Below are 24,837 nucleotides of genomic sequence, written 5' to 3'. Positions count from 1 at the left end.
ACGCCATCATAGGCGGCTGGCGAGGAAGGCGGGACGGCAATGACAAACGGCTTGTACGAAGAGCAGGCGTTGGCGGAGGTGTACGACCTGCTCAACGGCTGGGGCGAGGACAACGATTACTACCTGGGTCTGACGCCGCGCGGCGGCCGGGTGCTGGATCTGGGGTGCGGCACCGGTTTGCTGGCGGCGGCGATGGCGCGCCACGCCGAGGTGACGGCGCTGGACCCGGCCGCGGCGATGCTGGCGGTGGCGCGGACGCGTCCCGGTGCGCGCAAAGTGCGCTGGCTGCAGGCCGATGCGCGGCGTTTCCAGCTGGCGGAGCGCTTCGAGTTCATCTGCTGCGCCGGCCACGCCGTTCAGGTTTTTCTGAGCGTCGACGATCGGCGCGCGCTATGGCGCAACGTCAAGCGCCATCTGGCGCCGGACGGCGTGTTCGCGTTCGAGACCCGCAATCCGCACGCCCTCGCCTGGCTGCAGTGGGAAGGGCAGGCGCCGCGCCGGGCGGTGCATCTGCGTCATGGCGCGGTGGAATTGAGCCATCGCCTGCTGTCCGAGCGCGATGGCTTGGTGGCTTATCGCAGCCATTATCGTTTTCTGGATCAGGGGCGGGAGCGGAGCGTGGATGCCGAATTGCGGTTTTGTGATGCCCCGACCCTGACGGCCGAACTCGAGGCGGCCGGCTTGCGCGTCATCGGGGTGGCAGGCGACTGGCAAGGCGGCGAGTGGCGCGCGGACAGCCGCGAGATCATCATGCGGCTTGGCCATGCTCAGCCAGGCTTGCCGGCCTTGGGCTGAAAGCGGATGCAGGGCTGGCCGGACGCTTCCTGCACGTCCACGCAGGGCGCGCGCTTGCTGGCGAAGCCCATCGCCCGGCAACCGTAGGGGAAGCCCGGCCGGTAAGTGATGAAGTAGTGCTGGCAACCCAGGCACAGCGGCGCGTTGCGCGGCTTGCTGGCGTCTTGAGGCATGGCGGGGCGAGGCGAAAGTCACTGTTGCGCCCAGCTTAGCAGCGGATGGAACCGGCGTGGCGGTTATATGGTCAATTTGTTTTATGCTTCGCTGGTGATATTTATTTGGCATTGTTTTGGCCATGTTTTATTGGCCAGGCAGAAATTTTTTCCGGCCATTGTTTATCAATCGGAAATAATCAATTCGTTCAAGCGGACTATTTCACGCAATGAAAACCGCTTACAGTGGCTGTCATCCGGTGGCCGTTGCGCCGGGCATTCGCAGAATTCGTCACGAGGCCGTTCATGTCACAAGCGCGTTACACCTCTCCCGCCATCTTCCTGCACTGGCTGATGGCCATCGGCCTGGTCTGTCTGTTCAGCGTCGGCTTCTACATGCATGGACTGCCGTTTTCGCCGTTCAAGCTGAAAATCTATTCCTGGCATAAATGGTCCGGCGTCACGCTGTTCCTGCTGGTGTGGCTGCGGCTGGCCTGGCGCTTCGCCCATCGCCCGCCGGCATTGCCGGCCGCCATGGGCGGCGCGGTGCGGGCGATGGCCCACGCCGGCCACGCGATGCTGTACCTGCTGATGATCGCCATTCCGCTGTCCGGCTGGCTGATGAGCTCGGCCAAGGGCGTGCAGACCGTCTACTTCGGCGTGCTGCCGCTGCCGGACCTGATCGCGCCGGACAAGGCGCTGGGCGATTCGCTGGCTGGACTGCATACCGTGCTGAACTACCTGTTGGCCGCGGTGGTGGCCGGCCATGTCGCCGCCGCGCTCAAACATCATCTGATCGATAGGGACGACGTGCTGACGCGCATGCTGCCCTGGCGCGTCAAACCCTGAATCCTTACCCGGAGAAAGCAAACATGCAGATCAACCGTACCGCGCTGCTGCTGGCCGCCGCCTTGTCGGCGCCGCTGGCGGCCCATGCCGTGGAATTCACCTCCATCCAGCAGGACAAGAGCAATATCGCCTTCGGCTACAAGCAGATGGGCGTCGGCATGCAGGGGCATTTCAAGAAATTTTCCGCGCAGCTGAATTTCGACCCGGCCAAGCCGGCCGCGGCCAAGGCGGCGTTCAATGTCGACATCGCCAGCATCGACACCGGCTCCGCCGAGGCCAACGACCAGGTGGCCGACAAGGACTGGTTCAACACCAAGCAATTCCCGACTGCCCGTTTCGTTTCCAGCGCCATCAAGCCCTTGGGCGGCAACCGCTTCCAGGTGGACGGCAAGCTGACGATCAAGGGCAAGACCCAGGCTGTCAGCACCACCGCCGTCATGACGCCGCAAGGCAATGCCGCCGCCTTCGACGGCGCCTTCGCCATCAAGCGCGCCGATTTCGCCATTGGCGAGGGCGACTGGAAGGATTTCGGCACCGTCGCCAATGAAATCCAGATCAAGTTCCATCTGCTGGCCCGCGCCAAGTAAACGCCGTTCCACCCCACAAGGAAACCTGCAATGAACAAACTGACCCGCCTCACCCTGGCCGCCGTCGCCGTCGCCGGCTTCAGCAGCGCCGCCCTGGCCGCTCCGGAAACCTATGTCATCGACGGCACCCACACCTTCCCGCGCTTCTCCTACAGCCACCTGGGCTTTTCCACCCAGTTGAGCCGGTTCGACAAGACCAGCGGCAAGATCGTGCTGGACAAGGAAGCCAAGACCGGTTCGGTTGACGTCACCATCGACATGAAGTCGGTGGACACCGGCTACCCGGTGTTCAACGGCCACATCCAGGGCGCCGATTTCTTCGATACCGCCAAATTCCCGACCGCCACCTTCAAGTCGACCAAGGTGCTGTTCGACGGCGACAAGCCGAGCGCGGTGGAAGGCAACCTGACCATCAAGGGCGTGACCAAGCCGGTGACGCTGGCGCTGTCCAGCTTCACCAACAAAGAGCATCCGATGCTGAAGAAGGACGCCATCGGCGCCAACGCCAGCGTCAAGATCAAGCGCACCGAATTCAATGCCGGCAAGTACGCGCCCTATGTCGGCGACGATGTCACCATCGACATCGCGGTGGAAGCCATCCACGAATAAGCCTGGCTCCGGCCCGCGCGGCCCGTTGGCGCAAGCAGCCCCTGTCCGTCATGGCCAGGGGCTGTTTTGGTTTCCGGCCGTCAACGGAGTTTCCGCGACAGCGCGGCGGCGACGGCCGCCGGCACGCCGAACGCCGGCAGGAAGATCGGCAGCTCCTCGCGCGCCGAGTCGCCGGCGCGGCTGGCGCCCAGCCACATATCGATCCCGGAGGCGATCAGCCATAGCGGGATGAAGCCCAGCGCGCCGGCCGCCAGACAGGCGGCCTATAGCGCCATGCCGCCCTGCAGAACCATCGCGGCATGCATGGTTTGCTCCTTTCCCACGCGCAAGCGGCCGAAACGACAGGGTGGATGGCTCAGCGTATGGCGCGCCGCCGGCCGGATTCGCATGGCCAGGCGGGATGGCCTGGCCGGATTTCCAGGCCAATTCCGCAAATATGCTTTTGACGTATTAATTTTTAAAAAATTAACCGTATTGAAAACCGCGCTATCCAGACTGATCCGCTTTTCCCACCACTTGCGAGGATGTCAAATGAAAGCCTGGCGTTTCCTGTCATGCGGGGCTCTGGCCCTGTCCGCGGCTGCTCATGCCGCCTATCCCGACGATCTCAAACTCACCACTTGGAACGCGATGCTGCTGCCGCAGGCCTTGTATCCCAATTACGGCCAGCTGCGGCGCGTCGAGCTGATGGCGGCCGCGCCCATCCTGCAAGGCCAGGATGTGCTGGTGTTCCAGGAGCTGCAGGACAATGCCGCCTCGGAGAAGCTGCTGGCGCTGCTACGGCCGCGGTTTCCCTATCAGACGCCGGTGATAGGCCGCGCGCAACTGGGCTGGGACGGCACCGAGGGCTGGAACGCGCTGAAACCGGAGGACGGCGGCGTGGCCATCGCCAGCCGCTGGCCCATCGTCGAGAAGCGGCAGTATCTGTTCCAGACGCCGGGCTGCAGCTGGGACGGGCAGGCATTGAAAGGCTTCGCCTACGCCAAGATCAATGTCGGCGGCCGGTTCTACCACGTGCTGGGCACTCATCTGCAGTCGGAAGACAGCGGCTGCGCCCATCATGCCGACATCGCGGTGCGCCAGGGCCAGCTGCGCGAAATGGCGGCCTGGGTCCAGGCGCGCCGCCTGCCGGCCGACGAGCCGGTGATCATCGCCGGCGACATGAACACCGATCGCCATAAAAGCGCCGAATACCAGGCGATGCTCGACATTCTGCAAGCCAGCGAGCCGCGCTACGCCGGCATGCCGGATAGTTTCGACACCCGCGGCAACGGCATCGCGCTGGAGCGCTACGGCGCGCGCAGCGGCGACGCGCCGGAATACATCGACTACATCCTGCTGCTCAAAGGCCACCGCCAGCCGGGGATGTGGCACAACCTGGCGCTGGACGCGCCGTCGCCGCAGTGGACGGCGCAGTCGGCGGTGGCGAAGCAAACCTACGCCTACGCCGATTACAGCGACCACTACCCGGTGCAGGCCTTCGCCTGGGCCGACGCGTCGACGCCGACCCGCTCGCTGACCGCGCCGGCCGGCGGCTATCGCCAGGTCAGCCTGCAAAACCTGGCCAGCGGCCGTTATGTGCAAAGCGCCGGCAGCAACGACGGCTGGCTGAAAGCCGGCGCGGCCGAGGCGGGGCCGCAGGCACAGTTCAACCTGTCCAATAATTTCTCGATGCGCGACAACGGCTGCGTGCGCTCCGGCGAATACGTGCGGCTGGAGCGCGCCGATCAGCCCGGCTGGTTCTGGACCTGGTGGGGCGGAGCGGGCGGCAACCAGTACGCCTATTACACCGCCCAGGGTCCGCTCAGCCGGTCCGCTGAGTTGCGCCTGGTCAATCAGAGCCGGGCCGACGGCTGCTTGCAGGATGGCGACGTGGTGTCGTTCAAGGACTGGGCGCGCGCGGCCGACTACTACCTGACCGCCTGGAGCGGCGGCAGCCATGCCGACCAGCTGTATCTATGGCAGCCGTCCGTCGGCGACGGCGAGCGCTTCCGAGTGCGGATCGGCGCGACGCGACAATATCTGGACTGGCGCGCGCAACTGGTTTACGCCGGCCAGGGGTTGGCCGCTCGGCCGGAGGTGTTGCATTTCTCAAATGGAAAGCCTGTCACTAGGAACAGGTAGTGCTGAACTGTCCGACAATATTCTTGTGAATTGGATGCAACTTGACTAGTGTTGTTTAAATTCCAAAAGCATTTTTAATTAGTATTAAAAATTCAAAATGACTGATGGCGGGCGGCTTGCCGCCCGCCGGGAAACGGCAGCCACAGCGGCGCGCGGTTCCCGATTCTGCAAGACAAAGAGCAAGAGCTGAGCCATTCCCCTTCAGATTTGGACCCGTCGGCGGCCGCGCCGCCGGCGGGTGTCGATTGAATGAACCAAGGAATTTCGTGATGAAGCACTCTTCGGATATTTGCATCGTCGGCGCCGGAATCAGCGGCTTGAGCTGCGCGACGTATTTGCTGGAATCGCCCGCCTGCCGCGGCCTGTCGCTGCGGATTTTCGACATGCAGACGGAGGCGGGGGGACGCATCCGCTCGAAAAACCTGGACGGCAAGGCCGCGATAGAGCTGGGGGCCGGCCGCTACTCGCCGCAACTGCACCCGCAGTTCCAGAGCGTGATGCAAAGCTACAGCCAGCGCAGCGAACGCTATCCCTTCACCCAGCTGAAATTCAAGAACCGCGTCCAGCAAACGCTGAAAAGCGCGATGCGCGAGCTGTCGCCGCGGCTGAAGGAGCATGGCAAGGAATCCTTCCTCAATTTCGTCAGCCGCTACCAGGGCACGGACAGCGCGATCGGCATGATCAAGTCCATGGGCTACGACGCGCTGTTCCTGCCCAATATCTCCGCCGAGATGGCCTATGACATCGTCGGCAAGCATCCGGAAATCCAGAGCTTCACCGAGAACGACGCCAACCAGTGGTTTTCCGCCGTGGATGGCTTCGACGGCCTGATCGCGCGGATGAAGGACAAGGTCAAGGCGGGCGGCGCCAAGTTCAGCCTGGGCTTTCGCCTGGCGTCGGTGGAGCGCGACCAGGATGGCTATCGACTGGCGCTGGTGGGGGATGACGGCTGGCAGCTGACGCATCACGCCCGGCACCTGATCCTGGCCATTCCGCCGTCGGCGATGGCCGGGCTCAACCTGGACTTCCCGGCGGCCTGGGGCCATTCCCGTTATGGCTCGCTGCCGCTGTTCAAGGGTTTTCTGTCTTATGACGAGCCGTGGTGGCGCGACTACAAGCTGGAAGATCAGGTGCTGATCGTCGACAACCCGCTGCGCAAGGTCTACTTCAAGGGCGACAAGTACGTGTTCTTCTATACCGACAGCGAAATGGCGGCTTACTGGCGCGCCTGCGTCGCCGACGGCGAGGACGGCTATCTGGAACAGGTGCGCGTCCATCTGGCCGCGGCGCTGGGCATCGGGGCGGCCAGCATTCCGCAGCCAAGCCAGCATGTCCACAAGTACTGGGCGCACGGCGTCGAGTTTTGCCAGGACGCGGCGGCGGCGGACCGCCCGCCGGCCTTGCTGAACCGCGACAGCGGCATCATCGCCTGTTCCGACGCCTACACCGAGCATTGCGGCTGGATGGAGGGCGGACTGCTCAGCGCCAGGGCGGCCAGCGCGCTGCTGCTGCAGCGCATGGCCGGATGAGCCCGCGGCTTCGCGCCGCGCCGTCGCAGTCCATTCCTTCTGGAGCCCTATGAGCATTCTCGACTTTCCGCGTTTTCATTTCCGAGGTTGCGCCCGCGTCAACGCGCCCACCGCCAACCGCGATCCGCACGGCCATATCGACATGGCCAGCAATACGGTGTCGGCCGGCGGCCAGCCGGTGGACCTGGCGCGCCCGCCGGCCGAGTTCCACCAGTATCTGCGGCAACTGGGTCCGCATTTCGACAGCGAGGGCAAGCCTGCCGACGACGGCGTCTTCAGCTTGGCGCTGGGCCACAACGCCAACGGCAACAACCATTTCTCCTGGGAAGGCGCGGTGGTGACCGCGGTGGAGCCGAGGGCCGGCGCGGCCGAGGCCGACGACAGCCTGATCGGTGCGAAGCTGGCCTTGTGGGGACATTACAACGAATACCTGCGCACCTCGTTCAACCGCGCGCGCTGGGTGGACAATGATCCCACCCGGCCGGATGCGGTGCAGATCTACGCCGGGCAGTTCGTCATTTCCCCGCCCGGCGCCGCCGCCCACGCGCCCAGCCTGTTCACCGCCGACATCGACCAGGCCCACGGCGCGCGCTGGGTGGGCGGCGGGCATGTCTGCGAGCGTTCAGGCCACTTTCTGGACGACGATTTCGGCCGGGTGCGGGTGTTCCAGTTTTCCTTGCCCAAGAGCGATCCGTATTTCCTGTTCAATCTGGGCGATGACGGCTCGGCGACGCTGCAGGCGCTGCAGCGGGCGCTGGAAGACGACGACGCGCTGGGACTGACTGTCCAGTACACCTTGTTCAACATGTCCACGCCGCGGCAGCCGGACACGCCGGTGTTCTACGACATGGTCGGCACGGTGGGCGTATGGCGGCGCGACGAGCTGGCCAGCTATCCGGCCGGCCGGCTGCTGCAGCCCGCAGGCGCGGGCCTGGGGCCGCTGACGCTGCAGATCCGCGATGACCGGGTGTCGCTGAATTTGTGCGCGGCGCTGCCGTTCACTACACGCGCGCCGCGCATCGACGAGCCGGGCCGGCTGACGCACGCGCTCGGCCCCAAGCTGGCGCTGGGCGACCTGCTGCTGAAGGATCGCGGCGGCGCCCTGGTCGCGCGGATTCCGCAGCAGGCCTGCCTGGATTATTGGCGTAATCACGGCATCGTCGACGTGCCGCTGCTCAATCCGCCGCAGGGCTCGCTGTCGCTGTCGAGCGAATTGGCGCGCTGGGACGAGGTGGACTGGGTGTCGCAGACCGACGCCAACAACCTGTACCTGGAGGCGCCCGACGCGGCGCGCGGCCTGAGCTTTCCCGAACGCGTCACGGTGAGAAGCTATTACCGCGGCGAGCGCCGGCCGCGCCCGGCCATCCCGTTCAAGGTGGTCGGCGACGGCCAGGCGGCGGTGGAGGTGCGGCAACGCGACGGCGACGCGGAATGGCTGATTACCGGCCTGAAGCCGGGCGTCGCGCGCATCGAGCTGGACGGCGGCGTCCAGCGCGTCAACCTGCGCATCCTGCCGGACGACTGGCAGCTGGCCGAGGTGCCGGCGGAGCAGGTCGATTACGCCTTCCTGTACCGGCACGTGATGAGTTATTACGAGCTGGTCTATCCCTTCATGTCGGACAAGGTGTTCAGCCTGGCCGACCGCTGCAAGTGCGAGACCTACGCCCGGCTGATGTGGCAGATGTGCGATCCGCAAAACCGCGACAAAAGCTACTACATGCCCAGCACCCGCGAGCTGTCGCGGCCCAAGGCCGGACTGTTTCTGAAATACCTGGCCAATGTCGAGCGCGCGGCGCCGTCCGCCGCGCCCGATGGCGGCGCGCCGGCGCGGATCGAGAACCGCGCCCAGCTGGTGGAAGCGCTGAAGACGGCGGTGGATCTCGAGCTGTCCATCATGCTGCAGTACGTCTACGCCGCCTATTCCATTCCGAATTACGCGCAGGGCGAGCAATTGGCGCAATCAGGCGCGTGGAGCCAGGAGCAACTGGAGCTGGCCTGCGGCGGCGGCGACAGGCGGCGCGACGGCGGCCTGCGCGGCGCGATCCTGGAGATAGCCCACGAGGAGATGATCCACTACCTGGTGGTCAACAACCTGCTGATGGCGCTGGGCGAGCCCTTCCACCCCGGCGCGGCGCGGGTGGGGGACGAGGCGCGGCGCGCGTTCGGCCTCGACACCGAGTTTTCCTTCGAGCCGTTTTCCGAATACGTGCTGGCCCGCTTCATCAAGCTGGAATGGCCCGCGTTCATTCCTTCGCCGGCCAAGTCCATCGCCGCCTTCTACGCGTCCATCCGCCAGGCTTTCGAGGAATTGCCCGACCTGTTCGACGGCGCGGCGGGCAAGCGCGGCGGCGAGCACCATCTGTTCCTCAATGAGCTGACCAACCGCGCGTTTCCCGGCTACCAGCTGGAAGTCTTCGACCGCGACAGCGCGCTGTTCGGCATCCGCTTCGTCACCGAACAGGGCGAGGGCGGCGCGCTGGATTCGCCGCACTTCGAACATTCGCATTTCCAGCGCCTGCGCAGCCTGGCCGGCAGGCTGATGGCGCAGCCGGCGCCGTTCGAGCCGGCGCTGCCGGCGTTGAAGAACGCGGTGCTGGCGCCGCGCGAGGGCTGCAATCTGGTGACCGAGCCGCAGGCCCGCGCGCTGATGCGCCTGTACCAGGGCGGCTATGAATTGATGTTCGCGATGATGGCGCAGCATTTCGCGGCGCAGCCGGCGGGCAGCCTCAGGCGCTCGCGGCTGATGAACGCGGCGATAGACCTGATGACCGGCCTGCTGCGGCCGCTGTCCACCGCGCTGATGAACCTGCCGTCCGGCGTGCCGGGGCGGAACGCCGCGCCGCCGGTGCCGGCGGCGGCCGACTGCAAGGTATTCGACGATTACAGCTTGGGATGCCAGATGCTGGCCAAGCGCTGCCAAGCGCTGGCGGATGAGGCGGCCGGCCTGGAGCCGGGCTGGGTGGCGGACGCGCCGAAGGAGTTGCTGGCGTTCTACTGCCGGCAACTGATGGATTTGGCTTGTGGAAAGCTTACAAGAGAGGCCTGAAATGCAGAAAGCGATTATTGTCGGAGGGGGGCTCGCGGGCGGCCTGACTGCCATTTACCTGGCAAGACGGGGCTACGAGGTCCATGTGGTCGAGAAGCGGGGCGATCCGCTGCAGGATCTGTCGTCCTACGTCGACGCGGTCAGCTCGCGCGCCATCGGCGTCAGCATGACGGTGCGCGGCATCAAGGCGGTGCTGGCGGCAGGCATTCCGCGCGCGGAACTGGACCAGTGCGGCGAACCCATCGTCGGCATGGCGTTTTCGGTGGGTGGCAAGTTCCGCATCCGCGAGCTGCAGCCGCTGGAAGGCTTGTCGCCGCTATCCCTGAACAGGGCCGCTTTTCAGCGCCTGCTGAACCGCCACGCCAACCGGAACGGCGTCCGCTACCACTTCGAGCACAAATGCCTGGATGTCGATCTGGAAGGCAAGTCGGTGCTGATCCAGAGCAAGGACGGCCAGCTGCAGCGCCTGCAAGGCGATATGGTCATCGGCGCCGACGGCGCGCATTCGGCGGTGCGCCAGGCGATGCAAAGCGGCATGCGCCGTTTCGAATTCCAGCAAACCTTCTTCCGCCACGGCTACAAGACGCTGGTGCTGCCCGACGCCGAGGCGCTGGGCTACCGCAAGGACCTGCTGTACTTCTTCGGCATGGATTCCGGCGGCCTGTTCGCCGGCCGCGCGGCCACCATCCCCGACGGCAGCGTCAGCATCGCCGTCTGCCTGCCGTATGAGGGCACGCCCAGCCTGGCCACCCAGGACCGCCAGGCGATGAAGGCGTTTTTCCAGCGCTATTTCGGCAGCCTGTCCGACGCGGTGCGGGAGGAGATGCTGGAACAATTCCTGGTAAAGCCCAGCAACGACTTGATCAATGTCCGCTCCAGCACCTTCCACTACAAGGGCAATGTGCTGCTGCTGGGCGACGCCGCGCACGCCACCGCGCCGTTCCTGGGCCAGGGCATGAACATGGCGCTGGAGGACGCGCACAGCTTCGTCACGCTGCTGGACCAGCACTGCCATGATCAGGAGCTGGCCTTCGCCGAATTCACCGCGCAGCGCAAGGTGCAGGCCGACGCGATGCAGGACATGGCGCGCGCCAACTACGACGTGCTCAGCTGCTCCAACCCCATCTTTTTCCTGCGCGCCCGCTACACCCGCTACATGCACGGCAAGTTTCCCGAGCTGTATCCGCCGGACATGGCGCAGAAGCTGTATTTCACTTCCGAGCCGTACGACAAATTGCAAACCATCCAGAAGAAGCAGAACGTCTGGTACAAATTGGGGAGGGTCAACTGATGAAAAAAATCCTGGTTATCGGCGCGGGTCCGGCAGGCCTGGTGTTCGCCAGCCAAATGAAGCTGGCGAAGCCCGATTGGCAGATCAGCATCGCGGAAAAGAACGACCCCGAGGAAGTGGCGGGCTGGGGCGTGGTGCTGCCTGGCCGGCCCGGCCAGCATCCGGCTAATCCGCTGTCCTATCTGGAACATCCGGAGCGGCTGGACCCGCAGTTCCTGGAGGATTTCAAGCTGATCCACCATAACGAGCCCAATCTGATGAGCACCGGCGTGCTGCTGTGCGGCGTGGAGCGGCGCGGCCTGGTGCAGGCGCTGCGCGAGCGCTGCCAGTCGCTGGGCATCGCCATCCATTACGAGTCGCCGCTGCTGGCGCGCGAGCAACTGCCGCTGGACGACTACGACCTGATCGTGGCGGCCAACGGCGTCAACCACAAGACTTCGCACTTCACCGAGGCGCTGGCGCCCAAGCTGGAGTACGGCGGCAACAAATACATCTGGTTCGGCACCAGCCAGTTGTTCGACCAGATGAACCTGGTGTTCCGCACCCACGGCAAGGATATTTTCATCGCCCACGCCTACAAGTACTCCAGCCGGATGAGCACTTTCGTGGTGGAGTGCAGCGAGGAAACCTTCGAGCGCGCGCGCCTGGGGGAGATGTCGGACGAGGCGTCGGCGGAGTATGTGGCGGGCGTGTTCCGCGCCGAGCTGGGCGGCCACGGCCTGGTGGCGCAGCCTGGCCTAGGCTGGCGCAACTTCATGACGCTGAGCCACGACAAGTCCTACGACGGCAAGCTGGTGTTGATCGGCGACGCGCTGCAGTCCGGCCACTTCTCCATCGGCCACGGCACCACCATGGCGGTGGTGGCGGCGCAGCTGCTGGTGAAGGCGCTGTGCGCCGAGGCCAGCGTGCCGGCGGCGCTGGCCAGCTTCGACGCGCGCGCGATGCCGTTGGTCAAGCTGTTCAGCGAGCATGCCAACAGCAGCCGCGACTGGTTCGAGACGGTGGACGACCGCATGCATCTGAGCAATGCCGAGTTCATGCAGAGCTTCGATGCCCGCCGCAAGGCGCTGCCGCCGCTGCCGGAGGCCCTGGCGCGCAATCTGGGCTATGCGCTCGATCGCTGAGGACTCCGTCATGAACCAGCCCATCCCGCAGTCCGCGCCGCCGCTGCTGCCGCAGCAGTGGAGCAGCGCCTACGTTTCCTATTGGTCGCCGATGCTGCAGGACGACCAGCTCAGCTCGGGCTATTGCTGGTTCGACTACGGCCGCAACATCTGCCGCATCGATGGCCTGTTCAACCCGTGGTCGGAGGAGGATACCGGCTATCGGCTGTGGATGTCGGAAACCGGCAATGCCGCCAGCGGACGCACCCGCAAGCAGAAAGTGGCCTACGGCCGCGAGGCGATGGCGTACGGCACCGCGCTGTGCGACATCCCGCTGGACGACGAAACCGGCCCGTTCCGGCAGCTGTTCCTGCCGCGCGACGTGCTGGCTGCGCATGACGCGCGCTATGCCGGACGGCACACCGTGCTGGGACAGGAGGCCGATGCCTGGACGTATCAAAGAGCGGGCAAGGGACCGTCCACGCTGTATTTCCAGGCCGGCACCAATCTGCTGCTGCGCATGGTCACCGGCGACGACAGGCAGCATGCGTCGGTGCGGGACTTTCCCAATCTGAGCACCGCGATGATACCTGGCGAGATTTTTTCGGCCAGCGATGCATGAGGACTGAGCGCCTTTTGGCGCAAGGGATGGCGCCAAAGGGCGCCATCCCTTTTTTATGCCGCGCCGTATGGCGAGACGGGGAGGCCTAGCGCTTGAGCAGCGTGGCGACCGAGACGTGCGGCCAGACGATTTCCTCGAATACCAGCAGCACGGTCTGCGTGTACTGCAACTGCATGAACTGCGAGCCGTCGGGGCGCTGGACGGTTTCAATCCAGAAAATGGCGTCCATGTGGGTGGCGTTGGCATTCTTGACGATGAAGGGAATGTTGGTGATGCCGCCGGCATCGTTGGTGCTGACCTTCAGGTTGATGGTTTCGACCACCTTCAACTCCAGCTGCTGCTGCTGGTATTGCAGCACGTCCACCAGCGCCTGGTTGGGGTTTTTCATGTCGAAGCCGGGAGGAAACTTGCCGTTCTGGTAGGGATCGGTATAGCCGAATGGCAACGGCTTGCCATCCACCCGATGGGGTTCGGTGCTGGCCGGCGCGATGTGGGGAGCGCGCTTTTCACAGGAGCTTTCTCCCCCTGCCAGTAGCGAATCGCCATGCGGGATGGTGGATTGGCGCACGATGGTGGCGGGTTTTTTCGGGTCGCTGGTGGCGGGCACATGCAGCCAGATGCCGGGTTCGATGTGAATGCCTTCGTCGGTGGCGGCGTCGTTGACCTGTTGCAGATAGGTGAGGCCGAAGATGTCGATGTCGTTTTGCAGCGAGCCGCGATTCGGCACCGGGCCGCCTATCGGGGTGAAGGCCAGCGTTTCCTTGGTGGCGTTGACGATCAGGCGAAAAGGCTTGTGGTTTTGGTGGTCGGGCACCGCGATCATGTTGTAGCCGTGGCCTACCCAGTTGCCGGCCAGTTCGGCCAAGGGGCCGAGGTTGTTGCGGCTGATGGCTAGCGGCGCGGCTGCGCGTTGGAACAGGTTCATGTCGAATCTCCCTGGTGGATTGCCGAGGCGGGGTGGTCTCCCTTGATATGCAAGCCGGCGGGCCGGAAGTTGGGCCGGGTAATGCTATATAGGTGTTATTACTTAGAATTGATACTTGTTTGGAATATATTCATGTGGTGGTTATAGCCGGGGAGGCATCGATGTCAAGTCGATGCGGATGAGCGGCGCGCTGGCAGGCAGGGGGGAGAGACGCGCGCGGCCTGCTGCCGGCAGGTTTTGGCTGGCGCGGTAGGTTAAATCTGTTTAAAAACAGTTATTTATGACAGGTATTTGATATTTCTGAGGCGGACTGTCAGGCATAAGATAAGAAAGCGCCTGAGCCAGGCGCTGTTTCTTTTCCGCAAGCAAAGGAGAGCCAAATGCAAACCAGCATGCAAGAGGCGGTGGTGGTGGTCAAACCCCGCAATCCGCGTCCGGTCCTGGTGCCGGTTCACCTGTAAGCCGGCCGGCCGGGGTGTCGCGATGCGGCCCTCGGTCTGCCGGACTGCCGCGCCGCCGGATTGGCCGGCGGCCGGCTGTCCTGGGAGGGAAGCGACGTGATCCACCAACCGGAAGCGCGTTATTGCCTGAACGGCGAAGTGATTTCGCAGTCGCCGCTGGTGGTGAAGACTGCCGGCGACGAAGAATTGGAGCTGTCCGCCGGCCAGGCCAGCGCGGCGGAAGTGGCGGAACTGGTGGCGCGGCTGGGGCGGGGCTGCAGCCAGGCGGAAGTGCAGGGCGCGCTGCCGCGCCAGTCGGCGGACAGCATCCGCCAGTTGCTGGCCAGCCTGGAGGATTACGGCGTGATCCGCTCGATCGCGCCGGCCGCCGGCAAGACCGGCATGGAAATCCTGCTGGAAATCGAGGACCTGTCCAATCAGCTGCTGTACCGGACGCTGTACCGCAACGAATTCTGGGTGAACTGCCAGAACGCCAGCCGGCCCGGCGACATACCGGAGAAGGTATTCCATGGCATGGTGATCGAGAACTACCATTTCCTGTTCCGCGAAAGCTATTTCGACGCGCCGGTGCTGTCCTACGTGCCCAATACCCGGGCGCGGCTGGCGATGAACGCCTTCTTCGCCGAGGAGTACGGCCATGACGAGCTGTTGCTGCAGGCGTTGAACCGCATCGGCATCAGCCGCGAAGACCTGGCGCGCACGGTGCCGCTGCCGCAGACCATGGCATTGTGCAACGCGCTGGCTTACTGGTCGCACAACGATCCGCTGTTCTTCTTCACCACGCTGGGCGTGCTCGAAGGCAAGGACATCCGCCAGGACTCCTTTCTTGACGCCGGCTACCGGCTGGGGCTGGATCCCGCCTTCCTGCGCCCGGTCAAGGCCCACTCCGACATCAACCTCAAGGGCGAGCACGGCAGCCTCACCCGGCAGATCTTCTCGCAGATCGATGTGGTCGACCTGGAGACGGCGCGTCGCATGCACGCGCAGACCCACCTGTTCGTCGAACTGTACGACGCCTTTTACAGCGCGGTATGGCGGCACTATTCCGGCGACGGCCCGCTGCTGCGCCGCATCGAAGACTACTGAGAGAGGAGGCGGGCGATGCGCGCACCCGGTGTCCACGATCTATTCCACCGGCCGGCCTTGCGGGCCGGCGTGGAAATCCAGGAGCAAGAAGACGGCGTCGCGCTGTTGTACCGCGACCAATCCTGCGATTTGTCCGTCGCCGACGAAGGCCGGCGCGAACTGCTGGCCTTGCTCGACGATCTGCAGCGCGCGCCGGCCAGCATGCCGGAACTGCGCGCCTCCCATCCCCGCATGGCGGCCAGCCTGCCTGGCCTGCTGGAGGAGCTGGACCGGCTGGGACTGGTGACCGAGGCCCGTTTCGAGCTGCCGGCCGACGCCATTTCCGGGCTGGAATTCAATTCGCGGCTGCGCAATCTGGCTCAGCGCGCCATGCGCAAGCGCGGCCGCTCGCGGCTGTACGGCATGCTGGCCGACGGCAGCGCGCCGCGCAATGTGCTGATCGGCTACGCGCTGGAATATTACTGCCTGGTGCGTGCCGCGCCGGGATTGATCGCCTCGGCGCTGTCGCACGCCGATAGCCGGCAGAACCAGCGCTCGCTGCAGCGTTTTCTGATGTCTGAGCTGGACCACGACCAGATGCTGGCGGACAGCCTGGCCAGCGTGGACATGGAGGTGACCGGACTGGAGCATCTGCAGCCGCTGCCGTCCACGTTCGCCTTGTGCTCGGCGCTGGGCGTGTTCGCCCGCCAGCATCTGCTGTCGTTCAAGAGCGTGTTGTTCCTTTTCGAAATGCCGGGCGAACAATTCAATCAGGCGCTGGTGCGCTGCTGCGAGCGCCAGGGCCTGGCGAGGACATTCTGGGAGCCGCTGCTGCGCCACGCCCACATCAACGACACGCTGGGGCACGATGACATCACCGGCGAGCTGCTGGAGGACATCTCGGCCATCGGCCGCGAAGAACAGCTGGTGGTGGAGAAGAATCTGGTGCTGACCGTGGAAACCATGGCGCTGCAGGACGAGGAAATCGTCGACTACTACAGCCGCGCCGACGCGGCGATGCCGCGCCTCTACCTGTAACAACGCCGACAACGAGGAGCGGGACATGGAAGCCTGGCGCATCAGTCATTACCGCATGCCGCGCCTGGTGCCGTTCAGCGCCCATCTGGCCGAAGACGGCCAGACCGTGGTGCTGGCCGCCGACGCCAGCGAGTACGAAATCAATTTCACCGGAGTGGATGGCGGACGCGTGCTGGACAGCGTGCTGGCAATGGCCAATCCCGGCTCCGAAATCTGGTTCGACATTCATGAAGGATCGGCCCCGTCGTGGCAGCTGTCGCTGGCGCGGCAGCTGGACGAGCTGTCGCTGATCCGCGACGCGCCGGCGGACCATTCCGCGCTGGAGGCGCGGCGGCAGGAGCTGGAGTCGCTGACGCAGCGCTGCGTGGCTCGGCTGTTGGAGGCCACTGCGGCTAACCGCGGCCTTTACGCGCCGGCGGCGCTGGTCATGCTGAATCTGCTGGATGAGCCGGCGCCGCAGGCGGATGCCTTCACGGTGGACGGCATAGGCGCGCCGGAGTGGAGCGACAATTTCGCGTTGCAAACCTTCTATCTGCAAAAGCTGTATCTGGCCGACAACATGCCGCAGCTGATCGGCCTGTGGCGGAGGGTACTGAACGGCTTCGCCGACGCCTGCGGGCTGGCCGGGCGCGCCGCCTCCCGGCCCCCGCCGGTTGAGCGGCCGGACAGCCTGGGTTTTTACTGCCCGGCCCATGTCGAAGCCTATTTGCTGTGCCTGATGGATTTGCTGCTGCAGGCGCCGCTGCCCGACGCGCGGCGCCGGCTGCCGAGCCGGCCGGCGGCGACCGAGCCGGATAGCGGCGTCAACTTCATGCGCCGCGCCGAGCAGTACGCGCTGGACAGCCTCGCGCAGCTTGGCGAGTCCCGCTATGTGCGGCGGCTGAACGCCGATGGCGCGGGATTCAGCCCGCTGGTGCAGGGCCTGTTCATCGAGCAGTACCACGTCACCCAGCGCTTCGTCGAAATCATCGCGCCGCTGATGACCAAGCGCCTGCGCACGCCGCTCAAGCAGCGGGTGTACCGCTATTTTCAGGAGGAGCTGGGCCACGAGGCGTTCGAACGCGCGACCTGCGAGGCATTGGGCGTGCCGCCGGCCTGGCTGGACCAGGCGCTGCCGCTGCCGCTGTTCCAGGCCTATGTCGACGCCTTCACCGTGCTGGGCCGCTACGATCCGATAGGCTATCTCGGCTCCATCATGGTGACCGAGGGCATGCCGGGCGTGGACAATCCGGTCCACCATCGGCTGGAGGAGCTGGTGGAGGGCCGCGCCGACTATCAGCGCGTGGCCAAGCGCCACGATGATCTCAATCTGGAGCTGAACCACGCGGCATTGTCGCGTCTGTTTTTCCGCGAGATATCGGTGCTGGCGCCGCTGGCCCAGCAGCGGGCGCTGGGAAATCTGGGCTATTTGCTGGAACTGAATCTGCGGGCGATGGACCAGGTGGCTGATTTCTATGGCGCGCAAAGCCGCTTGGCCATCTGCTCGCTGGACAGCTATGCGGCGCGACATGGCCAGCGGTGACGCCTACGAGGCCTGCGTCAATCCGGCCTGGCGCGAGATTTTGCGCCAATGCGGGCTGGACGCGCAGCCCGCCGCCGCCGACGGCAGCTGGCTGCTGCTGGACGATGGCCGCCGCCTGCTGGACTTCGTCGCCGGCTACGGCGCGGCGGCGCTGGGCCATAATCCGCCGGCCTTGTCGGCTCTGCTGGCGCAAGACTTGATGGATCCCACCCCCAATTTGCACCCGCTGGGCTGGTCGGCGTCAGCTGGCGAGTTGGCGGCGGGCTTGCTGGATTTGGCGGGCCTGGCTGGCGGCAAGGCCTTGTTCGCCAGCAGCGGAGCGGAGGCGGTGGAAGGCGCGCTGAAGCTGGCGCGCATGGCCTGCGGCAGGGCGCGCGCGATAGTTTTCGAAGGCGGTTTCCATGGTTTGACGCTTGCCGCCACCCAGCTGGCCGGCAGCGATTTCTGGCGGCAGGGTTTGCCGGAGGATGAGGCGGTGCTGAGGCTGCCGTGGGGGGACCTTGCCGCGGCGGAAGCCGCGCTGGCGGCGAACGACGTGGCCGCGGTCATGCTGGAGCCAGTGCAGGGCAGCGCCGGCGCGCGGGCGTGGCGCGCGGACGCGCTGCATGGCTTGGCGGCGCTGTGCCGCCGCCACGGCGCCTGGCTGATCTACGACGAAGCGCAGTCAGGCCTGGGACGTTGCGGCGCCTGGTTCGCCTACCAGGCGCTGGGCGGGCCGCCGCCGGACATGCTGCTGCTGGCCAAGGGGCTGACCGGCGGCATCGTGCCGGTGTCGGCGATACTGTTTCGCGACGCGATCTATCAAGCGGTGTTCGCCCGGCCCGGCTGCGCCAAGATCCACGGCTCCACCTTCGGCGGCAACCGGCTCGCCATGCGCTGCGGGCTGCATATGCTGGCGGCGCTGCGCGGCATAGACGCGCCGGCCAGGGCCGCCGCGCGCTCGGCCTATCTGCGCCGCGCCTGGCCGGATGGCCTGTTTGCGCTGGAGGGCGCTGGGCTGATGCTGGCCTTGCGCGCCACGCCGCGGGCGAAGCGGCGTTTCGGCGAGCAGGCCGCCGGCGCCTTGTGGCTGCAATTATTGTCCGAGGGTGTGCTCACCGCGCCCGCCGCCCATGATGCCGACGCGCTGCGGCTGCTGCCGCCGCTGACGGTGGGCGAGGACGAGCTGGACTATTTCCTGGACGCGTACCGGCGCGCGCTGGCCGCGCTGGAAGAAGAGGAGGAAATGCCATGAAGACGGCGCACGTATTGTTGGCGGTGCTGGTGGCCGCGATCTGGGGCCTGAGCTTCATCGTGGTGAAGATAGGGCTGACCCAGTGCCCGCCGCTGCTGCTGGCGGCGCTGCGCTTCATGGTGGTGTTCGTGGCCGGGGTCTGGCTGTTTCCGCGGCCGACGCTGCCGCGGCGGCTGTATCTGCGCGCTGGCTTGTGCCTGGGCGTGATCCAGTTCGCCGGCTTGTTCTCCGCCATCAAGCTGGGCATGCCGGCCGGCATCGTGGCGGTGCTGGCCCAGGTGCAGGTGTTCATCACCCTGCTGCTGGCCGCCGCGCTGTTGCAGGAAAACCGCTCGGCGACGCAGAAGGCGGTGATGGCGCTGGCCTTGCTGGGCGTGCTGCTTCTTGGCTATGCCCGCTACCATGACGCCTTGCCGCTGTTGCCGCTGCTGCTGGCCTTGATGGGCGCCGCGGGCTTCGCCTGGGGCAATATCGAGCTGAAGCGCTCCGGCAAGGTGGACATGTTCGGCTTCACCGTATGGATGAGCGCGGTGCCGCCGCTGCCGCTGCTGGTGCTGTCGCTCGCGCTGGAGGGCGGACCCGCCGCGGCATGGAGCGCGCTGGCCCATTTTTCCTGGATCGGGCTGCTGGCGCTGCTGTTCCTGGCATTGATCGGCACGCTGTTCGCGCTGGGGAGCTGGGGCAAGCTGCTCAGCCTGTACCCGGCATCGCTGGTGGCGCCGTTTTCCTTGCTCAGCCCGGTGTTCGGCCTGCTGGGCGGCTACCTCATTCTGGGAGAACGCTACGACAGCCTGAGCATCCTGGCCTCGGCGCTGATCGTGGCGGCGCTGGCGCTGAACATTTATTCGGGCCGGCTGGCCGCTTGCAAGAGTTGGCTGCAGCGCGCCCACCTGGCCATCAAGGAGCTTCCACACCGATGAAAGACGATAGGCTGCAAATCTCCACCGACAAGCACCGGCTGGATGTCGGTTTGATCCATGCCTTCCTGCGCGACCACGCCCCCTGGGCCAAAGGCATTGCCCGCGCCACCGTCGAGCAGGCGATAGCCGGCTCGCTGTGCTACGGCGCCTATCTGGGGGAGCGCCAGGTGGGTTTCGCCCGCGTGGTCACCGACCTGGCGACTTTCGGCTATTTGTGCGATGTGTTCGTGGTGCCGGAGTGCCGCGGCCGCGGCTATGCCAGGCAGCTGATGCAAAGGATGGCGGACGAGCCGGCGTTGCGTCGGCTGCGCCGCATGGTGCTGGTCACGTCCAATGCCCATGCGGTTTACCTGCCGTTCGGTTTCACCGCGTTGGAGCATCCGGAGCGGTATATGGAGCTGCACCGGCCGGACATCTACTTGAAGGGGGCCTAGCCGCGCGGTTGCTGGGCGCAATGAAAAAACCGGCTGCCGCCGGTTTTTTTTCATGCCTATCGCAGCGCGTTTACTGCGGCAGGATGTTCGAGGCTTGCTTGCCTTTCGGGCCGGAGATGACGTCGAAGCTGACTCTCTGGCCTTCCTTCAGCGACTTGAAGCCGCCGGTGTTGATCGCGGAGAAGTGAGCGAACAGATCGTCGCCGCCTTCGTCCGGAGTGATGAAGCCGAAACCTTTTGCGTCGTTGAACCACTTTACGGTGCCAGTTGCCATTGCGTGTCTATCCTATTCGTGTAGCGGGCAGATGCCCTGTCAGCATCATATTCAGGGGCAGGGCGGAGTTCAAACCCTTAAGCGCCGGCATAGACTGATATTAAGGTCAGTAACTACGTTTTAGCAGCGGATCCCAGACGGATGAGCGCCGAATTCCGGCGGCATGGCAGCCTGGCGCGCGTCCGGGCCGCGCGTGTGCCGCCGGCCGCGGCCACAGGCGGAGCTTTCCGTTTTGACCCGCCATCAGCGTGATTGGGAGGCGTGGCTGCGGTGGCAGGTTTCCGCCGCGATGGCGCGGCGGCGCTATGGAACGGCGATGCCGTCGCTTCTTTGCAGCCAGGCGGAGAATTCGTCCGCCGGCAGCGCTTGGGAATACAGGAAGCCTTGCGCGTACTGGCAGCGGTTGGCGCGCAGGATGGCAGCCTGCGCTTCGGTTTCCACGCCTTCGGCGATCACCTCCAGCCCCAGCTTGCGCGCCATCATGATGATGGCTTCGCACAGCGCCAAATCGCGCGCGTCCTCGGCGATCTGGCGGACGAAGGACTGGTCTATCTTCAGGTAGTCCAGCCGGTAACGTTTCAGATAAGACAGCGCCGAATAGCCGGTGCCGAAGTCGTCCAGCGCGATGCGGATGCCGGCAGCGTGATAGCGCTCCAGCGCCTCCTGCACCGCGTAATCGGCGCCCAGCAGCACGCCTTCGGTGATTTCCAGCACCAACGCGTCGCCGGGCACGCCGCTGTCCGCCAGTTTGCGCAACCAGCGCTGGTGGTTTTGTTTTTCGCGGAAATGCAGGGCCGACACATTGATCGATATCCGGAAGTCGGGCCGCAGGGTTTCGCGCCAGATTCGGGCGGCGCGCAGCGCTTCGTCCAGCACCCACTCGGAGAGCTCGCCTATCATGCCGCACTCTTCCGCGATGGGAATGAAAGCCGCTGGCGCGATATTGCCTTGCTGCGGGTGGCGCCAGCGCAGCAGCGCCTCCGCCTTGTGCACGCGTCCGGTGCCCAGTTCGACGATGGGTTGATACGCGAGCAGCAGCTGCTTGCGCTCAAGCGCCTCGTGCAGGCCGCTGGATATCCGCAGCCGGACTTCGGCGGCTTTCTGCATGGCCGGCGCGTAAAAGCAGCAGCGGTTGCGGCCGGCGTGCTTGGCGCCGTACATCGCCTGGTCGGCGTTGCGCAGCAACTCGTCCACGCTGGCGCCGTCGGCGGGCGACAAAGCGATGCCTATGCTGCCGGTTACGTAGCAGGTCATGTGCTCCAGCTCGATCGGCTCGGCCAGCCGCGCCAACGCTTTCTGCGCCACCTGATCGACATCGCCCAGCGTTCCGATGCCGCCGAACACGATGCAGAATTCGTCGCCGCCCAGCCTGGCCACGGTGTCGCTGGCGCGCATGCAGCTTTGCAGCCGCCTGGCCACCAGCGCCAGCACCTGGTCGCCGACGCCGTGGCCCAGCGAATCGTTGATGGTCTTGAAGTGGTCGAGGTCCAGCAGCAGCACCGCCACCATGCTGCCGTGGCGCGCGGCCTGCGCCAGTTCGTATTCCAGCCTGTCGTGCAGCATGCGGCGGTTGCACAGGCTGGTCAGCGGGTCGTGCTTGGCCAGAAAGTCCAACTGCTCCTGCACCGCCAGCACCGAGCTGATGTCGGAAAACACCAGCACGTAGTTGCCGATGGTGCCGTCCGGACCGGGTACGATGCTGATGCTTTCCCAGATGCAGAGCGCGGCGCCGTTCCGGTGCAGATAGCTGGCGTTGCCTTGCCACATCTGCCGCTCGCCATGGCGCAGCTGCTCCAGGAAGGGCGAGCTGTGCGGGACTTGGTACAACGCGTCGATGCTGGGCCAGGCTTTGGCCTCGTCCTCGGCGTAGCCGGTGAGCTGGCTGAAGGCGGGATTCGCCGATATCACCTTGCGGCCGGCGTCGAGGATGGCGATGCCTTCGGCGGTGGATTCGAACACCGTCACCGCCTGGCGCAGCCTCTCCTCGGCGCGGCGGCGCTCGGTGACATCCTGCATCACGCCTATGATGCGGCCGCCGCGTTCGCCGTCGTCGAAGCGCTTGCCGTGGGCCTCCATCCAGCGGACATCGGCCTGGTCGTCGGCGCGCAGGCGGAAGCTGACGTTGAAGCTGTCGCCGCCTTGGCGGGTGCGGTTGATCGCGCTGGCCACTTCGGATTCGTCGCGCGGGTCGATATGCTGCAGGAAGCTGCGGATCGACTCGCACAGCACCGAACTGAGCGAACGCATGTCATTGTCGTTCAGGCTGAATACATTCATCTGGTCGATTTCGACATGCCATTCCCACACTTCCAGCTGCGCGGCCTCCATCGCCTTGCAAAAGCGCTCCACCTGTTCGTCGCTGCCGCGCTGGATGCCGAAACGCACCATCGCCATCTGCAGCGTGGCGTGCAGTTCGCGCGGCGATACCGGTTTGACCAGATAGCCGTAGGGCAGCGCGCTTTCCGCCCGCTGCAAGGTGGCGTCTTCGGCATAGGCGCTGAGGAAAATGATGGGGATCCTCAGGCGCTGGTGGATTTCGCGCGCGGCTTCCACCCCGTCCATCGCGCCTTCCAGGTGGATGTCCATCAGCACCAGGTCCGGGCGCAGCTCCAGCGCCTTGTCTATCGCCTGAGGGCCGCTGGCCACCACGGCGCACACCGCGTAGCCCAGCGCCTGCAACTGCAGCTGCAGATCCATCGCGATGATGCGTTCGTCTTCGACGATCAAAATGCGGAAGTTCATCAGGCAGGCTCCATTGTGCCGAATACCGGGAAGCGAGCCTCGAAGCGCACGCCCGGCTGATTGTCGTGCAGGCTCAGCTCCGCTCCCATCTGTTCCGCCAGCATAGGCACCAACTGCAACCCCAGAGATTTGGATGGTCCGGGGCCGGATGGTGTCGGCATGCCGATGCCGTGGTCGCCGACCACCAGCAGCGCGTGCTTGTCGTCCAGCAGCGACAGGCGGATGTCGATAGATCCCTTGCCCGCCGGATAGGCGTGCTTGAGGGCGTTGGTCAGCAGTTCGTTGATCAACAGGCCGCACGGCGTGGCGCGCTGCAGTTCGATATACACCAGCCCTTCCGGCGCGTCCTGCTCCACCTGCAACTGGCTGGTCAGCAAGCCGTAGCTGCTCAGCAGCAGCTGGTTGATGCGCTGCAGGTATTCGCCCAAATCCACTTTGGAGAAATCCCGGCGCTCGTATAGCAGCTGGTGGATCAGCGACATCGAGCGCACGCGCGCCTGGCTGTCCTGCAGCACGTGCCGCGTGCTTTCCTCCTCGACGTAATGGGTCTGCATGTTCAGCAGGCTGATGATGACCTGCAGATTGTTCTTCACCCGGTGGTGCACCTCGTTGAGCAGCGTGGTTTTTTCCTGCAGCGCCATCTCCAGCTGGCGCTGAACCTGCTTGCGCGAGGTGATGTCGACGATGCCGGCCAGCACCATCGGGCCGTCTTCGGTTTCTATCGGATTGAGTCCGATCTCGATGGGAAACTCGACGCCGTCCTTGCGCAGGCCGAACAGGTCGCGGCCTACGCCCATCGGCCGCGCTTCGGGCCGTTGCAGGTAGTTTTGCCGCAGTTGCCCGTGCTGGCTGCGGAAGCGTTCCGGCACCAGGTTTTCCATTCGCATGCCATGCAGTTCGTGCGATTCGTAGCCGAACAACGATTCGGCCAGCCGGTTGAACAGGGTGATGGTGCCGGCGGCGTTTACCATGATCATGGCGTTGGGCGCTTCCTGCACCACTTGGTGGAAGCGCTCTTCCAGACGGCGGCGCGGGCCGATGTCGCGGGTGATCTTGGCGTAGCCGCGCAGCACGCCCTGTTGATCATGCAGCGGCTTGAGCAGGATGTCGGCGAGAAAGCGGCTGCCGTCCTTGCGCATGCGCCAGCCTTCGCCGGCATAGCGCCCATCCTGGCGGGCGATGGCGAGTTCGCTCATCGCCCGCGCCTCGGCGTCGGTTCCTGGCGGATAGAATAGGCTGAAGTGCTCGCCGATGATTTCTTCGGCGCGGTAGCCTTCCATGCGCTCGGCGCCGGCGTTCCAGCTGCGGACACGGCCCTCGGTGTCCAGCAGGAAGATCGCGTAGTCGTCCACGCAGCTGGCCAGCAGGCGGAAACAGGCATCGCTTTCGCTGATGCCTGGCAGGATGGCGTTATCGATAATCGACATCGTGGTTCCCCATGGCGCGTTTGGCATCGGGTGAGGGGAGGCGCCGAACAGCGCGCGGCGGCGCGGCATGCTCCGGCGAAGCATCCAC

The 24,837-nt window shown here is 65.2% G+C and carries 21 protein-coding genes; 16 read left to right on the top strand and 5 right to left on the bottom strand.

Annotated elements, in window-relative coordinates:
* Window positions 1–39 precede the first annotated feature (39 nt).
* Window positions 40–795 (top strand): class I SAM-dependent methyltransferase, encoded by a 756-nt coding sequence (locus MY55_RS00955; protein WP_043574584.1) that lies wholly within the window; start codon window positions 40–42, stop codon window positions 793–795.
* Here the strand turns inward: MY55_RS00955 and MY55_RS00950 are convergent.
* Window positions 768–968 carry a hypothetical protein gene (locus MY55_RS00950; RefSeq protein ID WP_047244521.1) on the bottom strand — a complete coding sequence of 67 codons (201 nt, stop codon included), beginning with the start codon at window positions 966–968 and terminating at the stop codon, window positions 768–770. The genes MY55_RS00955 and MY55_RS00950 overlap by 28 nt on opposite strands.
* 285 nt (window positions 969–1,253) lie before the next feature.
* Between MY55_RS00950 and MY55_RS00945 the strand changes: the two genes are divergently transcribed.
* The 9 genes from MY55_RS00945 (at window position 1,254) to vioE (ending at window position 12,707) form a co-directional block, all read left to right on the top strand.
* Complete coding sequence (locus MY55_RS00945) at window positions 1,254–1,796, top strand: cytochrome b (RefSeq protein ID WP_043574798.1); 543 nt, start codon at window positions 1,254–1,256, stop codon at window positions 1,794–1,796.
* A gap of 23 nt (window positions 1,797–1,819) precedes the next feature.
* The gene (locus MY55_RS00940) at window positions 1,820–2,383 is read left to right on the top strand and encodes a YceI family protein (protein ID WP_043574589.1); all 564 of its coding nucleotides are present in this window, start codon (window positions 1,820–1,822) and stop codon (window positions 2,381–2,383) included.
* A gap of 30 nt (window positions 2,384–2,413) precedes the next feature.
* Entirely contained in the window at window positions 2,414–2,992 is a 579-nt protein-coding gene (locus tag MY55_RS00935; protein ID WP_047238808.1) for a YceI family protein, read from the top strand.
* Window positions 2,993–3,523: 531 nt separating this feature from the next.
* A complete protein-coding gene (sph, locus tag MY55_RS00930; protein WP_157889250.1) occupies window positions 3,524–5,116 on the top strand; it encodes a sphingomyelin phosphodiesterase in 1,593 nt (530 codons plus the stop codon).
* Window positions 5,117–5,385: 269 nt separating this feature from the next.
* The gene (gene vioA / locus MY55_RS00925; RefSeq protein WP_047258238.1) at window positions 5,386–6,645 is read left to right on the top strand and encodes a flavin-dependent violacein biosynthesis tryptophan-2 monooxygenase VioA; all 1,260 of its coding nucleotides are present in this window, start codon (window positions 5,386–5,388) and stop codon (window positions 6,643–6,645) included.
* Window positions 6,646–6,694: 49 nt separating this feature from the next.
* Window positions 6,695–9,691 carry an iminophenyl-pyruvate dimer synthase VioB gene (gene vioB / locus MY55_RS00920; protein WP_047237238.1) on the top strand — a complete coding sequence of 999 codons (2,997 nt, stop codon included), beginning with the start codon at window positions 6,695–6,697 and terminating at the stop codon, window positions 9,689–9,691.
* 1 nt (window position 9,692) lies between these two features.
* The gene (gene vioC, locus MY55_RS00915) at window positions 9,693–10,982 is read left to right on the top strand and encodes an NADP-dependent violacein biosynthesis oxygenase VioC (RefSeq protein WP_043574606.1); all 1,290 of its coding nucleotides are present in this window, start codon (window positions 9,693–9,695) and stop codon (window positions 10,980–10,982) included.
* The gene (gene vioD / locus MY55_RS00910) at window positions 10,982–12,106 is read left to right on the top strand and encodes a flavin-dependent violacein biosynthesis monooxygenase VioD (protein ID WP_043574609.1); all 1,125 of its coding nucleotides are present in this window, start codon (window positions 10,982–10,984) and stop codon (window positions 12,104–12,106) included. The genes vioC and vioD overlap by 1 nt, the downstream gene beginning before the upstream one ends.
* Window positions 12,107–12,116: 10 nt before the next feature.
* Window positions 12,117–12,707: a violacein biosynthesis enzyme VioE gene (gene vioE / locus MY55_RS00905; RefSeq protein ID WP_047237244.1), complete on the top strand. Its 591-nt coding sequence runs from the start codon at window positions 12,117–12,119 to the stop codon at window positions 12,705–12,707.
* An 85-nt stretch (window positions 12,708–12,792) separates the two neighbouring features.
* On the opposite strand, the gene MY55_RS00900 is transcribed toward vioE, so the two are convergent.
* Entirely contained in the window at window positions 12,793–13,632 is an 840-nt protein-coding gene (locus tag MY55_RS00900; RefSeq protein ID WP_047237237.1) for a heme-binding protein, read from the bottom strand.
* Window positions 13,633–14,189: 557 nt separating this feature from the next.
* Here MY55_RS00900 and MY55_RS00895 point away from each other — a divergent pair.
* The 6 genes from MY55_RS00895 to MY55_RS00870 are packed head-to-tail and all read left to right on the top strand — an operon-like array spanning window position 14,190 to window position 20,306.
* Complete coding sequence (locus tag MY55_RS00895) at window positions 14,190–15,179, top strand: iron-containing redox enzyme family protein (RefSeq protein WP_197465955.1); 990 nt, start codon at window positions 14,190–14,192, stop codon at window positions 15,177–15,179.
* A gap of 15 nt (window positions 15,180–15,194) precedes the next feature.
* Window positions 15,195–16,196 (top strand): heme oxygenase-like domain-containing protein, encoded by a 1,002-nt coding sequence (locus MY55_RS00890; RefSeq protein ID WP_047237236.1) that lies wholly within the window; start codon window positions 15,195–15,197, stop codon window positions 16,194–16,196.
* Window positions 16,197–16,221: 25 nt separating this feature from the next.
* Window positions 16,222–17,718, top strand: coding sequence for an iron-containing redox enzyme family protein (locus MY55_RS00885; protein WP_065201846.1), 1,497 nt, complete (start codon window positions 16,222–16,224; stop codon window positions 17,716–17,718).
* Entirely contained in the window at window positions 17,705–18,952 is a 1,248-nt protein-coding gene (locus tag MY55_RS00880) for an aspartate aminotransferase family protein (protein ID WP_157889249.1), read from the top strand. Before MY55_RS00885 ends, MY55_RS00880 begins: the two co-directional genes overlap by 14 nt.
* Entirely contained in the window at window positions 18,949–19,872 is a 924-nt protein-coding gene (locus tag MY55_RS00875; RefSeq protein ID WP_047237232.1) for an EamA family transporter, read from the top strand. Before MY55_RS00880 ends, MY55_RS00875 begins: the two co-directional genes overlap by 4 nt.
* Entirely contained in the window at window positions 19,869–20,306 is a 438-nt protein-coding gene (locus MY55_RS00870) for a GNAT family N-acetyltransferase (protein ID WP_043574618.1), read from the top strand. Before MY55_RS00875 ends, MY55_RS00870 begins: the two co-directional genes overlap by 4 nt.
* 70 nt (window positions 20,307–20,376) lie before the next feature.
* Here MY55_RS00870 and MY55_RS00865 read toward each other — a convergent pair whose 3' ends face one another.
* From MY55_RS00865 to MY55_RS00855, 3 genes are all read right to left on the bottom strand, one after another.
* Window positions 20,377–20,580, bottom strand: coding sequence for a cold-shock protein (locus tag MY55_RS00865; protein ID WP_043574620.1), 204 nt, complete (start codon window positions 20,578–20,580; stop codon window positions 20,377–20,379).
* 303 nt (window positions 20,581–20,883) lie between these two features.
* On the bottom strand, window positions 20,884–23,322 hold the full coding sequence (locus MY55_RS00860; RefSeq protein ID WP_065201845.1) for a two-component system response regulator: 2,439 nt from the start codon (window positions 23,320–23,322) through the stop codon (window positions 20,884–20,886).
* Entirely contained in the window at window positions 23,322–24,749 is a 1,428-nt protein-coding gene (locus MY55_RS00855) for a sensor histidine kinase (RefSeq protein WP_052258018.1), read from the bottom strand. The genes MY55_RS00860 and MY55_RS00855 overlap by 1 nt, the downstream gene beginning before the upstream one ends.
* Window positions 24,750–24,837: the final 88 nt, after the last annotated feature.

This window comes from Chromobacterium subtsugae (assembly GCF_001676875.1).
GTDB classification, from domain to species: domain Bacteria; phylum Pseudomonadota; class Gammaproteobacteria; order Burkholderiales; family Chromobacteriaceae; genus Chromobacterium; species Chromobacterium subtsugae.
The sequence above is the reverse complement of the archived record's forward strand: the minus strand, read 5'-3'. Positions and strand labels throughout refer to the sequence as shown.